This window comes from Rhodococcus sp. NPDC003382 (genome assembly GCF_053589135.1).
On the sequence record NZ_JBSFRH010000026.1, the window covers coordinates 1 to 13,326 of the forward strand.

The window sequence follows — 13,326 nt, forward strand, 5'->3', positions numbered from 1 at the left end:
GTACTGAGGTGTGAACTAACGTTTTGTGTTTCGGTAGCGGGTGCTACCGAAACCACGCACGAGGGGGAGCGGTCAGGAGCTGAAGGCCGCGACCACCTCGGGGTGGTCCATGCAGGCGGTCGCGCCTTCGGCGACGCAGGTGAGCGGGCGCTCGGCCGTCTTCACGGGGAGCCCGAAGGACTCTTCGATCATCTGCGACATGCCCCGCAGGATCGATCCGCCGCCGATCGCCAGAATGCCTTCGGCCATGATGTCGCTGATCGCCCGCGGAGGAAGATCGTCCAGGCATGCGGCCAGCGTCTGCGCGATGCCGGTCATGGCGGGCTTTACCGCATCCATGATCTCGTCGGTTTCGAGGGTGAGCAGTCGCGCCCGGCCGGTTGCGGCGTCGCGGCCCTCCACCACGAGCGTCTGTCCGTCGGTGGTCTCGGTCGTGCCCACCTTCGCCCGCTCGGCGGTGAGCTCGCCGACGATGATCTCGTGCTTCGCACGCAGATACCGGTGGATCGCTCGGGTCAGGTCCTCGCCGGCCATCCGGCAACTGCGGTGCGACAGGACGCCACCGAAGCAGATGGCGGTGACTTCCGAAGTGCCGCCGCCGATGTCGACGATGAGATGGGTACGCGGTTCGAGCGGATTGATCCCGCAGCCGAGGGCACCCGCGACAGGTTCCGGCACCAAGGCCACCTTCCGCAGACCGGCCTCGTGCCCGACCTCGAGCAATGCCCGACGCTCGAGCGGGGTGGCGCCTGCGGGAATCGCGATGACTCCCGTCGGCCGCAGAACGTTTCTCCGGGCCGGGGCGGCCCGCTTGATGACGGCCGAGACGTAGGCCCGAGCCGATTCGAGATCCACGATCACGCCGTTGCGTATCGGGCGAACCGGCGTGATCCCGACCGGAGTTCGGTCGACGAGGGCACTCGCATCCTGGCCGATCGCGAGCGCGCGATGCGGATCCTTCGTTCGCACCATCATCAATGATGGCTCGTTCACGACTATTCCGTCCTCGGGCGTCCCGACGACAGTGTTGGCAGTTCCGAGATCGATACCAAATCCACGCACGTCGGCCTCCGACCGGAAATCCCGCGAGATCGTCCAGATGGTTAACAGCGGCAGCGACATTGGGATGATGTCGCGTACCACAGATTACCGCCGACGAAATCTTTCAACGCGTTGTTGGCCGGAATATCGGGTGATATCGGGGCGAAATCTACCCACAGCCGGTGCGGTTGTGAGCCGAAGTGACGAAAGTGCCCTCTGCGCTGGGATGTTTGACTATTCTTCCCCCAACCGCGGTGCACGCAAGTCACGCCGCAGTAACGGCGCGGCACCTGCACCTGACGGCACGACCGTGTTCGTCGTCGGGCAGCCACCCGTACTCGTCGCACGCGGCGCATTTCGGCTGTGTTGCAGACGGTTCCGGGAGCGCCTGCCACAGCGGAATCCACGCCTGCGCGAACCGCATCGGATCGTGGGCACGGTGAACGGACCTCGCGGCCGTGACCAGCGCTGAGATCCCGTGCGTCTCGACGAGTCGGTCGATGGCTGCGGCGTCGTCGGGCTTGAGATAGGCGAAGGTCGCGGTCAATCCGGCAGCCCGGCATGCCGTGGCGAGCCGGCCGACAGCGGGACTGGGCGCGACCTTCCCGGCTCGGGACGAGCGGTTGGTTTTCGTCCTTGGTTTCTCTGTACTGACAAGAGCGCCGGGTTGCCCGACGTCGGTGCGCCCGCGGGTCGGTTTTCCAGGCGTCGGACCGGTCACGGGCTCCTCGTACACCGTCTGGATCGTGCTCCACCGGCCGCGTTCGTCCTGGATCTTCTCGCGCACGAGGTAGCCGAGGTCGGCGAGCTCGCGCAGTGCCGAGCGGACGGCGTCGCGGCCTTCCTTCGGAGACTGCGCGGCGATCGATTCGGACCGAGTGTGCCAGTCGTCCGGCTTCGACAACAGCCAGACGAGCACGCCGCGTGCGCGGAAGGAGAGGCGCTCGTCGTTGATGACGGCATTGCTGAGAATGGTGAAGTTGCTGGCAAGGCGCGGTCCACGACGCACGCCGCCAGCCAGGGTATTCTGGCCCACGTTCGACTCCTCGATAGTCGGACATCCGGCCCGTCGGGAGTTGCAGCTCCTGGCGGGCCTTCTTCAGTTGTGACGCCACGGGCGTGACGATTGGGCCATTCTGGCACCGGGCTTACCGGCGGCGCAAGGATTCTTTCGAACACGCATTCGCTTCGGAGTCGATGGTGTAACGCCTGGCGCTCGCGGAACGACTACACCCTGTAGTACACCGCCCCGGACTCTCCGGGCACGGAGTAGAAGCAGTGAACGGCAGGGGCAGCATGACCGCGCAGTTGACACCGAAGGAAGCGAAGGCGATCGCGGAACGGCACCTGAAGTCGCTGGGCTTCACCCTCGACGCCCGAGGATCGGGTCGGATGCAGATCACGGCACGCGGGGTCGTGGCCCAGGTGACGGTGCGAGCAACTCCGGTCAACCGGTCCGAGCTGGCGAAGATGTACGAGAGTCGCGGGGCCGGATCTCGTGACGCTATGGCCTACTTTGCACTCAACGGCTACGGAAAGACGGCCGTCGACTACGCGACCGCCAGGGGCATCCAGCTGTACGGATTCGATTCCTCGGGACGAGTGACGGAGCGGAATCGTGTCGGGCTTCGCGGCCCGGGCGCTGTGTCCACGACAAAGTCTGTGTCGACGACGAACGCTGTGCCCACGATATCGAGTGCGACGCTCAAACCGTTCGTGTCGACGTCGAGCAGCGCGAGTTCCGGGGTGTCGTTCACCAAGCCGGTGAGCCCGTCGCCGCGCACGCCCGCGGCCGCCTCGAGACCTCCGAGCGTTACGGCCGTCAACGCGTCGCCCGGTACCTCTGCAGGCCGGCGTACGAAGCGATGGATGGCCGGTGTCGGCGTCGCGTTGTTTTCCGTGGTGGCAGGCAGTCTGATCATCGGAACGAGCGGTTCGGACTCCGGATCCGACGTGGAGCCGGCCCGGGTGGTATCGACGACGGTTCGCTCGGCAGTGCCCGCAACCACGAGTGCGCCGAGGCGTGATCTGACGCAGCCACTTTCAGGGGGACAGCCCTCGAGCGTGTCGACGACGGCGCCGACCTACACGCCGCCCCCGCCGCCTCCGGTGTACACGCCCGCGTACACCCCGCCGCCCGTGTACACGCCCACCCCTGAGTACACGCCGCCGGCACCTGCGCCGCAGTCGAGCGCCTACTACAAGAACTGTGCTGCTGCCCGCGCGGCCGGCGTGGCACCTTTGTATATAGGTGAGCCCGGTTATCGGTCCAAGCTCGATGCCGACGGCGACGGTGTCGCCTGCGAGTGGAGCTGATCGGGACCCGGCCGGATCCGCTCACCCGGCCGTCCTCGCCGGTTGCTCCTAGAATCCGGACATGGGCAGCAAGTCGGTCACCAGTTACGACGTCGCACGCCGCGCAGGGGTGTCGCAGTCGACGGTGTCGCGTGCGCTCAGGAACGATCCGCGGGTCATCGAGGAGACGCGGGAGCGCATTCAGGCCCTCGCGGCGGAGATGGGCTACGTCCCGCACGTCACCGCGCGCAGCCTGATCACGCGCAAGTCGTCGACCATCGGCATCGTGAGCGGCGACCTGCGCAATCCGTCGTACCCGACGCTGGTGAACACCCTGCAGGACTGCTTCGCGCGCCACGACTACCGGGTGCTGTTGATGAGCGACCGCACCGAAGGCTCGCTCGAGAAGGACATCCTCGCGCTGCGCGGGGGCCTGGTCGACGGGGTCGTGTTCATCTCGTCGCGGCTCGATTCGCCGATGGTGTCGGAGATGATCGACTGGAAGATTCCGCTGGTGATCCTCAACCGCGACGTCGACGACCGGCACGCCGGCCGGGTCGACCGCGTGACGTCGGACAACGTCGGCGGTGGCAAGCTCATCGCCGATCACCTGGTGGATCTGGGGCACACCCGGATCGGCCTGATCTCCGGTCCGCTGCAGAACCCCAGCATCCGGTTGCGCGAGAACGGTTTCCGTGACGGGCTCGCGGCGCGCGGCGTCGAGCTCGACGAGAAGCTGGTGTATCGCGGCCCGGTGGATGCGTCGACCGGCCTGGACGGTGGTCTCGAGCTGCTGGCCGGCGAGGACCGCCCGACGGCGGTGTTCTGCGCCACCGACTACATGGCCTACGGCACCCTCGACGCCGCGAAGCGCCTGAATCTTGATGTGCCGGACGATGTTTCCATCGTCGGCTACAACGATCTGCAGCAGTCGAGCTGGTCGATCTTCGATCTGACGACGGTGCGCCAGCCGCTCGAGGACATGGCGGTCGCGGCGGCGGAGTTGTTGCTGGCGCGGATCGACGGCGCGGCGGGTGCTCCCGTGCACCGGAACTTCGAGGTGGAGTGGATGCAGCGGGGGAGTGTGGCGCCGTGCGCTCAACCCGTTCATGATCGTTAACATAGGCAACAGGTCCGTTACCGGACGGTCCCGAACCAGCAATAACTCCTGCATACATTCGAAGTCACAGCGAGCCGGACAGCGCGGCCCAGTTCGCTTCCTCGAATCTCCCCACCTTCAGGAGTGACCATGGACATCGGCGTATTCATCCCCATCGGCAACAACGGCTGGCTCATCTCCAAGAGCGCTCCGCAGTACATGCCCTCGTTCGAGCTCAACAAGGCGGTCGTGCAGAAGGCCGAGGAGCACGGACTCGACTTCGCGCTGTCGATGATCAAGCTCAAGGGCTTCGGTGGTGAGACCGAGTTCTGGGACCACAACCTCGAATCCTTCACTCTCATGGCGGGTCTCGCGGCCGTCACCGAGAAGATCAAGCTGTTCGCCTCGACTGCGATCCTCACCCTGCCGCCGGCCATCGTGGCCCGCATGGCCTCGACCATCGACTCGATCGCTCCCGGCCGCTTCGGCGTCAACATCGTGACCGGTTGGGCCCCCAACGAATACACGCAGATGGGTCTGTGGCCGGGGGAGGAGTACTTCGGCTACCGCTACGCGCAGGCCACCGAGTACGTCACGGTCATGAAGCAGCTGTGGGCCGACGGCGTCAGCAACTTCAAGGGCGAGCACTACACGATGGACGAGTGCGTCCTCTCGCCGAGCCCGACCGGCGGCGGCGTTCCGATCGTCGCGGCCGGACAGTCCAAGAGCGGCATGAAGTTCGCGTCCGAGATGGCCGACTTCAACTTCATCATGGGCACCGGCATCAACACCCCCACCGCGATCTCCGACTCGGTCAAGACGCTGGCCGATGCCGCCGCGACCACGGGCCGCGACGTGGGCGCGCTGACCCTGTTCATGATCATCGCCGACGAGACGGACGAAGCGGCACAGGCGAAGTGGCAGGACTACCACGACAACGCCGACCTCGAGGCCCTCGGTTACATGGCCGACCAGTCCGCGGCCGACGCCACCGCCGACGACGCCTCGACCGCCAAGACCATCTCGCTGCCCGAGGGTGCGGTGAACTTCAACATGGGCACCCTCGTCGGGTCGTACGAGACCGTCGCGAAGATGCTCGACGAGGTCGCCGAGCTCGAGGGCATCAAGGGCATCATGCTCACCTTCGACGACTTCGTGCAGGGCATCGAGAACTTCGGTACCCGTATCCAGCCGCTCATGAAGAGCCGCAACACCATCGCGGCCGAAGCGGCCTGACCCCGAACGACGGGTGGGAGCGCGTGCAGCAGGCCGCGCTCCCACCCGTCCCCATTTCTCCCCGGAGGTTCCTCTTTGACTTCGCGCACCCTCGACGTCGCCATCGTGCAGGCCGGCGAACTGACCGAGGACCTCCTCGGCAACCTGGCACAACTCGCCGCACTCGTCCGCACCGCGGCGGCACCCGCAGACGACGGCAGCACACCCGACCTGGTGGTCCTCCCGGAACTGATCACCACCCCCTACTTCTGCACGAGCCACGACGTCGACCGCACCCCGTGGGCACAGACGATCCCGGGAGACGCCACCGACCTGTTCGGCGACCTCGCGCGAGAACTGGGCTGCGCCATCACCTTCGGCATGTTCGAGCGTACCGCCCACGACGTCACCCACAACTCCGTCGTGCTGATCGACCCGACCGGCGAGGTGCTCACGTGGCGCACCCCCGACGGCGGAAGCGTGCCGGCCTATCGCAAGCTGTCGCTGCCCGCGAGCAAGGTCGGCGACGTCGACATCGACGAGAAATACCACTTCTCGCCCGGACAGGCACCGGCCACCGTCGACGCGTTCGGCACCCGCTTCGGCTGCGTCATCTGCTACGACCGCACCTTCCCCGAATATTGGGCGGTCGCGCGCGCACTCGGCGCGGAAGTGATGCTCGCGATCGTCTCGTCGCTCGGCAGCCGTGAAGACCTGTTCCTCGCCGAACTGCAAACCCGTGCACTGGAATCGCAGACCTGGATCATCGCTGCCAACCGCGGCGGCCCCGAAACCCTCAACGGTGTGACCGTCGACTACTTCGGTCTGTCCTGCGTGATCTCCCCGAGCGGTGAGATCGTCGCCCAGGCTCCGGCCCACAGTTCGGGGGAGACCCTGCGCGTCACCATCGACCTCGATGCCGTGCCCGCGCGCCGGGCCTCGTTCCCGCTGGCCCGCGACCGCCGCCCCGACGTGCTGCGCCTGCTCGCCGACCTCACCGACGGGACCGTGCGCGCCGCGCCGCTCCCGCGTCCGTCCGCTGTCCCGAAGGAGGTGGTCGGATGACCGCGACCGACTATCCCGACCTGACCGCGACCGCGGCCACCACCGTCGACGACCTGCTGCCGCAGGCTCGCGTCGACATGGCGCCGCTGCTCGACGCGTCGCGGCTCGTGCCGCTCGAGCCGGTGCCGGACGGGCCCCCCTGCGAGCCCGCGCATTCCGTGGCGCTGCTGGCGTCGAGCCCGGTCCCGCAACCCCCGATACCCGCCCCCACGGACGCTGTGTCGGTAGACGTGCCGCTCCATGAACTCGGGGTCCGCGACCTCCTGGCGGCGTATGCGTCCGGGAGCACCACGCCGAGCGCGGTGCTCGCCGCGCTGCGCTCCCGCTGGACCGACCCGGCGCTCGCCGGGGGAGCGGTGCTCGCCGTCGTCGACGGCGCCGACGGTGCGGCCGCGGAATCCGGCCGGCGCTGGACGGACGGGACCGCCCGCCCGCTCGAAGGGATCTTCTTCGCTGTCAAGGACATCATCGACGTCGCCGGTGCACCCGTCACCGCGGGATCGCGCACCACCGGTGACCGCGTCGCCGCCGCCGATTCGACCGCCGTGGCGCGACTGCGCGCCGCCGGCGCGATTCCGGTCCTGATCACCGCGACCACCGAATTCGCGTGCGGTGCACCGCACAACGCTCGGTACGGTCCGGTCACGAACCCGTGGGACCGGTCGCGCTGGACCGGCGGCTCGTCGACCGGCTCTGCGGGAGCCCTCGCGGCACGGCTGGTCCCGCTGGCCCTCGGCACCGACACCGGCGGATCGATCCGAGTCCCGAGCGCGCTGTGCAACCTCACCGGCATCAAACCGACCTACGGTCTCGTCCCGCGCACCGGCGTCGCGTCGCTGTCGTGGACCCTCGACCACATCGGACCCATGGCGCGCTCCGCCGTCGACCTGCGGATCGTCCTCGACCTTCTCGCCGGACCCGACGGGCACGATCCCGCGGCCGCGCCTGCGCCGGTCGCCCAGCAGGTGCAGGACGCTCTCGCGACCACCGGCACCGCGACCGACCCGGCGCTCGCCGGTGTCCGGATCGGCATCCCGACCGCGTGGTTCACCGACCTGTGCGACGCCGCGGTGCTCGGCGCATGGGACGCGGTCGTGGAGACCTTCCGCGACCTCGGCGCCGACGTCGTGGCCGTCGACATCCCCGACGCCCAGCGCATCCACGACGACGTGACGATCGTGATGACCAGCGAACTCGCCTCGAACCAGGAGGGGTCGCTCGCGAGGTTCGCGGACTACGACATCGGCACGCAGGTCCGCATCGCACGCGGACTCGTCCCCTCCGCGGTCGACTACCTGCGCGCGGTGCGCCGCCGCACCCTCGCCCAGCGGGCAGCGGTCGATGCGTTCGACGTCGCGGGCATCGACGTGCTCGTCACCCCCGGCATCGGCGCGACCGCCGCACGGCTGTCCGACGTCACCGTCGAGATCGACGGCGTCCGCCACCCCATGCAGCCGATCGTGGGCCGCAACACGAGCCTGTTCGACTACCTCGGATTCCCCGCGGTCATGGCACCGGCCGGATTCGTCGACGGACTGCCCGTCGGGGTGCAGCTGGTGGGGCGGCCGTGGGCCGACGACACGTGCCTGCGCCTGGCGCACGTGTTGCAGACCGTCACCGACGTCCACACCCGACGTGCCGATGGATAGCCTTGTCACACAGCGTCATCCGCACCCGTGGCGGGTGTTCGCCGCCCTGAGCATCGGCGTGGTCGCGGTGTTCCTGAGCCTGAGCGGTCTGACGGTCGCGCTGCCGACCGTCGCGCGGGAGCTGGACGCGTCCGGGGCCCAGTCGACGTGGATCCTGCTCGGCTACATGCTCGTCACCACGGCACTGATCCTGGTGTTCGGCCGCCTCGCCGACATCATCGGCCGCCGGCCGCTCTACCTCGCCGGGCTCGTCACCTTCACGGTGTCGACCGGGCTGTGCATGCTTGCACCGTCCGCCGGATGGCTCATCGCCGCCCGCGTCCTCCAGGGTGCCGGGGCAGCGGCCGTCGTCACCAACAACACGGCCCTGCTCACGGACACTTTCCCCCCTCACATCCTGGGCCGGGCGCTCGGGTGGAACGCAACCGTCGCGGCCGTCGCCCAGGTGGTCGGACCGCTGATCGGCGGGGCCGCGACCGCGGCGTTCGGGTGGCGCGGACTGTTCGCGGTGGTGCTGCCCGTGGGGCTGGTCGCGATCGCCGCGTCGATGTGGGTGATTCCGCGCAGTCCCCGCAAGGCCGTCGAGCGGGAGCCGTTCGACGTGGCCGGCGCGGTGCTGTCCACGGTCCTGCTCACCGCGGTGGTCCTCGCGCTGACCCCCGGCGTGAGTTCGTTGCCGTGGCTGCCGTGGGCGTGCGGCGGTGTGAGTGTCGTCCTCGCCGTCGTGTTCGTGGCCGTGCAGATCCGGCGCACGCATCCGCTCGTCGACGTGACGCTGTTCCGCAACCGGGGTATCGCACTCGTGCTCGCCGCGGTGCTCGTCAACGCGGTCGCCACCTACGCGGTGACGCTGCTCGTGTCGTTGTACGGGCAAGCGGTGAGCGGGATCTCGGCCGTGACCGCCGGGGCGCTGGTGATGCCCGTCGCGATCGGCACGGTCGTGGCCGCCTCCGCCGCAGGATCGCTGATGCTGCGGTTCGGTCCCCGCACGCTCACCGCGACGGGCATGGCGCTCAACGCCGTCGGACTGTTCGGCGTCGCCCTGATGCTCTCGCCCGACGGCGGTTCGCTCGGCGCGACGGCACCGTTCCTGTTCGTGCTCGGTTGCGGGACAGGACTGTTCATGACGCCCTCGACGAGCGCGCTCATGCTGACCGCACCCGCCGACCGCCGCGGAATCGCCAACGGACTGCGATCGACGCTGCAGAACGTCGGCTATCTGCTGAGCACCGCACTCGCACTCGTGTTCGCGACCGCAGGGCTGAGCACCGCGGCGCGGCAGGCCGCGTACGGCGGCACCCTCGGCTCGCTCGGCAGCGGCGAGGTGACCCGGTTCGTCGACAACGTCCGCGTCGTCGGCATCGCACTCGGCCTCGTCGCTCTCGCCGGTGTCGTGGTGTGCCTTGCCTTTCCACGCCGCAATCCGGCGGCGACCGTCCACACACTCGATTCTGTTTCCACGTTGAAGGAGTCAGCATGACCATCGCCGATCGCGCCGCCCAGGCGGAGGACTACGCCCGCGCCGGCTTCGGTCAGGAACTCGAACCCGGTGCCCGCCCCGCCCTGATCGTCGTCGATCCGGCCCGCGCCTACATCGACCCCGACTGCCCGCTGTATGCGGGTGTGGAGGAGAACGTCGAGGCGATGCGCACGCTGCTCGCCGAGGCCCGCGAGGCCGGAATCCCGGTGGTGATCACCGAGGTTCGCCTCCGCGCCGACGGGTCCGACGCGGGCGTGTTCTTCAAGAAGTCCGGCACGCTCGTCGCGTTCTGCGAGGGCAGCCCGTACGGGGAATTCATCGACGGTCTCGAGCCGACCTGTGCCGAGATGCTGGTGACCAAGAAGTATCCCAGCGCGTTCTTCGGCACCACGTTGAACTCGCACCTGACCTGGCTCGGTGTCGACACCGTTCTCATCGCGGGTCTGTCGACCAGTGGGTGCGTCCGGGCGACGACTCTCGACGCCATGCAGCACGGTTTCATCCCGATCGTCGTGGAAGACGCGGTCGGGGACCGTGATTCTGCAATCCATCGGTCGAACCTGTTCGACATGCAGCAGAAGATGGCCGAAGTGTGGCCGCTGTCGCGCGCCCAGGAGTACCTCCGCGCGCTGTCGTCCGGCAATTAACACGAATGATCCACGCGCGTTGCCGCAGGCAACACGTCACGCAATACATTCGAAGTCATCATCTTCCCGGTCGGGTCCCCAACGGCGGGGACGCTCCATCGCTCACTTCGTTTCCCCAGGAGAATCCATGCGTCTTCCTCGACCCGGTCGCGCCGCCCTCGCGGCGCTCGCCTTCACCGCTTCTCTCGGTCTCGTCGCCTGCAGCAGCGACGGATCCGGCGGCGCCGACGTGTCGGACGCGGATGTCGCCGCCGGACTCGAGTACGCCCGGGCGCAGCTCGCGATGTACGAGTCCGACCCCGAGTTCACGCTCGAGGCCGAACCGTTCCCCATGAAGGACATCGCCGGCAAGACCATCTTCTCCATCCCCACCAACAGCGAGAACCCCTACAACGTCGCGGTCGACGAGGAATCGAAGAAGGTCGCCGAACGCTACGGCGCCACCTGGATCGAATACACCAACCAGGGCCAGCCCACCCAGTGGGCCACCGGCGTCGAGCAGGCCGTCAACCAGAAGGTCGACCTCATCATCCTGTCCCAGGGCGTCGACGCATCCCTCATCAAACCGGCGCTCCAAAAGGCCGACGCGGCAGGCATTCCCGTTCTCCTCACCCACACGATCCTGCGTGGCGAACCGTTGCCCGCGGACCTCGTGGGACTCGTCGACGCCACCACCGACGCACCCCTCTCGGAAGCCAACCGGCTCACCGTCGACTGGATGATCGACCGAACCGAGGGCGACGGCAACGCCCTGATCATCACCTCCAACGAGGTACCGCCCGCCAAGGCCGAGGTCGCGGCGATGGAGGACGAGATCGCGCAGTACTGCCCGAAGTGCACCTACAAGATCGTCAACGTTCCGGTGGCCGAGTGGGCCACCAAGATCCAGTCCGAAGTGCAGTCCGCGCTGTCGGCCGACCCCAACATCAACTTCATCCTGCCGATCTACGACTCCATGTCCCTCTACGCGCAGTCCGGGATCAAGGCCGCCGGTAAGACCGGGCAGGTCGAGATCTCCTCGGTCAACGGCACGCCCGCCGTGCTCAAGATCCAGCAGGACGACGGCATCGTCACCATGAACGTCGGCGAATCCATCCCGTGGCTCGCGTGGGCGACCCTGGACCAGGCCGGCCGACTGCTGCTGGGCTACGAACCCGTCGCGGACGGCGCGCAGGAGACCCCGCTCAAGCTGATCACCGCCGACAACATCGACGAGACCGGCACCCCGCCGCAGCCCGACAAGGGATACGGCACCGCCTACGTCACCGGATACGAAGCCATCTGGGGGCCCAGTGAGCAGCCTTGATCCGATCGTCAACATCGTCGGGCTCTCCAAGACGTTCGGCGACCACACCGTCCTGAAGAACGTGAACCTGACGATCCATGCCGGTGAGGTCCACGGCCTGCTGGGAGAGAACGGTTCCGGGAAGTCCACCCTCATCAAGGTGCTCGCCGGATTCCACGCCCCCGACGCGGGCGCCGCCCTGCAGGTGCGCGGCCGGGACGTGCCGCTCCCGGTGCCGGCCGGCGGATTCCGCGACCTGGGCATCAGTTTCGTGCACCAGGACCTCGCCCTCGTCCCGGACCTGTCCGTCGTCGAGAACCTGCGGGTCGGTCCGGTGGTCGCCGAATCGAAGCCGTGGATCTCGTGGCGCCGCGAAAGGCGCACCGCACGAGCACTGTTCGAGCGCTTCGGCCTCGACGTCGATCCGGAGGCTCCGGTGTCGAGCCTCAACGAGACCGAACGGGCGCTGGTCGCGATCCTGCGCGCCACCGAGGAACTCGGCGACCGCCGCACGCTGCTCGTCCTCGACGAACCCACCGTGTTCCTCCCGCGCGAAGGCACCGACCTGCTGTTCTCCGTCGTCCGGGAGATCGTCGCCGACCGCAAGGCCGCCGTCCTGTTCGTCTCCCACGACCTCGACGAGGTGCTCGACCACACCGACCGCGTCACCGTGCTGCGCGACGGGGTGTCGCAGGGCACGCACCGCACCCGCGATCTCACCGCCACCTCGCTGATCGACCTCATCGTCGGCCGCAGCCTCGATTCCGCCGATCCCCGGGTCGCCGGGCCGGTCCGCGACTTCGACGACGTGCCGCCGCTCGCACGCGTCGTCGAACTGGAGACGCCCACCGTGGACGGCATCACGTTCGAGGTGCGTCCCGGTGAGATCGTCGGGCTCACGGGGATCGCCGGATCCGGCTACGACGACGTGCTCGCCGCGCTGTACGGCGCGAAACCCGCACACGGCGGGCGCATGACGATCGGATCGGACGACGTCGCGCTACCCACCACGACGCCGATCGACTCGCTCGCCCGCAAGGTCGTCTACGTGCCGCCGGACCGCAAGGTCGAGGGGAGTGCGCCGGAACTGACGGTCGCCGAGAACGTCACGCTCCCGATCCTCGGCAGCGGCTTCGTGAAACCGCGTGCGCTGAACGCCGTCGCCACCGCGCTTGCCGAGCACTGCGACGTCCGCCCCCGCGATCCGCAGGCCGTGTACGGGTCGCTCTCCGGCGGCAATCAGCAGAAGGCCCTGCTCGACAAGTGGCTCCAGATCGATCCGCAACTGGTCCTGCTCGCCGAGCCCACCCAGGGCGTCGACATCGGTGCCCGCGCACGCATCTTCGAGATGCTGCGCGACACCGCGAACGGGGGAGCGGGCATCGTCGTCGCCAGTTCCGACTACGAGCAACTGTCGGTGCTGTGCAACCGCGTTCTCGTGTTCTCCCACGGTCACATTGTCGCCGAACTCACCGGCGACAACCTCTCCAAGCAGCACATCTCGGACAGTGTTCTCGGTCTGAGGACAGTGTCCTCGGCCTGACCCGACA

Annotated in this window: 12 protein-coding genes; 9 read left to right on the forward strand and 3 right to left on the reverse strand. The window is 68.1% G+C overall.

Annotated elements, in window-relative coordinates; all coding sequences use genetic code 11:
* Nucleotides 1-72: 72 nt before the first annotated feature.
* The 3 genes from mreB to ACWDUD_RS18030 all read right to left on the reverse strand — a co-directional run bounded on the left by mreB (nucleotide 73) and on the right by ACWDUD_RS18030 (nucleotide 2,867).
* Nucleotides 73-1,062 carry a rod shape-determining protein MreB gene (gene mreB / locus ACWDUD_RS18020; protein ID WP_450110167.1) on the reverse strand — a complete coding sequence of 330 codons (990 nt, stop codon included), beginning with the start codon at nucleotides 1,060-1,062 and terminating at the stop codon, nucleotides 73-75.
* A gap of 244 nt (nucleotides 1,063-1,306) precedes the next feature.
* Nucleotides 1,307-2,077 (reverse strand): replication protein, encoded by a 771-nt coding sequence (locus ACWDUD_RS18025; protein WP_450110168.1) that lies wholly within the window; start codon nucleotides 2,075-2,077, stop codon nucleotides 1,307-1,309.
* Between the two features lie 514 nt (nucleotides 2,078-2,591).
* Nucleotides 2,592-2,867 carry a hypothetical protein gene (locus ACWDUD_RS18030; RefSeq protein WP_450110169.1) on the reverse strand — a complete coding sequence of 92 codons (276 nt, stop codon included), beginning with the start codon at nucleotides 2,865-2,867 and terminating at the stop codon, nucleotides 2,592-2,594.
* 43 nt (nucleotides 2,868-2,910) lie between these two features.
* On the opposite strand from ACWDUD_RS18030, the gene ACWDUD_RS18035 reads away from it, so the two are divergent.
* The 9 genes from ACWDUD_RS18035 (at nucleotide 2,911) to ACWDUD_RS18075 (ending at nucleotide 13,319) form a co-directional block, all read left to right on the forward strand.
* On the forward strand, nucleotides 2,911-3,357 hold the full coding sequence (locus ACWDUD_RS18035; RefSeq protein WP_450110170.1) for an excalibur calcium-binding domain-containing protein: 447 nt from the start codon (nucleotides 2,911-2,913) through the stop codon (nucleotides 3,355-3,357).
* Between the two features lie 61 nt (nucleotides 3,358-3,418).
* Nucleotides 3,419-4,456 (forward strand): LacI family DNA-binding transcriptional regulator, encoded by a 1,038-nt coding sequence (locus ACWDUD_RS18040; RefSeq protein WP_138998028.1) that lies wholly within the window; start codon nucleotides 3,419-3,421, stop codon nucleotides 4,454-4,456.
* A 129-nt stretch (nucleotides 4,457-4,585) separates the two neighbouring features.
* Entirely contained in the window at nucleotides 4,586-5,671 is a 1,086-nt protein-coding gene (gene rutA / locus ACWDUD_RS18045) for a pyrimidine utilization protein A (RefSeq protein ID WP_450110171.1), read from the forward strand.
* 75 nt (nucleotides 5,672-5,746) lie between these two features.
* The gene (locus ACWDUD_RS18050; RefSeq protein ID WP_450110172.1) at nucleotides 5,747-6,715 is read left to right on the forward strand and encodes a carbon-nitrogen hydrolase family protein; all 969 of its coding nucleotides are present in this window, start codon (nucleotides 5,747-5,749) and stop codon (nucleotides 6,713-6,715) included.
* Nucleotides 6,712-8,364, forward strand: coding sequence for an amidase (locus ACWDUD_RS18055; protein ID WP_450110173.1), 1,653 nt, complete (start codon nucleotides 6,712-6,714; stop codon nucleotides 8,362-8,364). The genes ACWDUD_RS18050 and ACWDUD_RS18055 overlap by 4 nt, the downstream gene beginning before the upstream one ends.
* The gene (locus tag ACWDUD_RS18060; RefSeq protein WP_450110174.1) at nucleotides 8,357-9,844 is read left to right on the forward strand and encodes an MFS transporter; all 1,488 of its coding nucleotides are present in this window, start codon (nucleotides 8,357-8,359) and stop codon (nucleotides 9,842-9,844) included. Before ACWDUD_RS18055 ends, ACWDUD_RS18060 begins: the two co-directional genes overlap by 8 nt.
* Nucleotides 9,841-10,491, forward strand: coding sequence for an isochorismatase family protein (locus tag ACWDUD_RS18065; RefSeq protein WP_197252912.1), 651 nt, complete (start codon nucleotides 9,841-9,843; stop codon nucleotides 10,489-10,491). Before ACWDUD_RS18060 ends, ACWDUD_RS18065 begins: the two co-directional genes overlap by 4 nt.
* Nucleotides 10,492-10,618: 127 nt before the next feature.
* Nucleotides 10,619-11,797 (forward strand): sugar ABC transporter substrate-binding protein, encoded by a 1,179-nt coding sequence (locus ACWDUD_RS18070; RefSeq protein WP_248675841.1) that lies wholly within the window; start codon nucleotides 10,619-10,621, stop codon nucleotides 11,795-11,797.
* Entirely contained in the window at nucleotides 11,784-13,319 is a 1,536-nt protein-coding gene (locus tag ACWDUD_RS18075) for a sugar ABC transporter ATP-binding protein (protein WP_450110175.1), read from the forward strand. Before ACWDUD_RS18070 ends, ACWDUD_RS18075 begins: the two co-directional genes overlap by 14 nt.
* The last annotated feature ends 7 nt before the right edge of the window (nucleotides 13,320-13,326 follow it).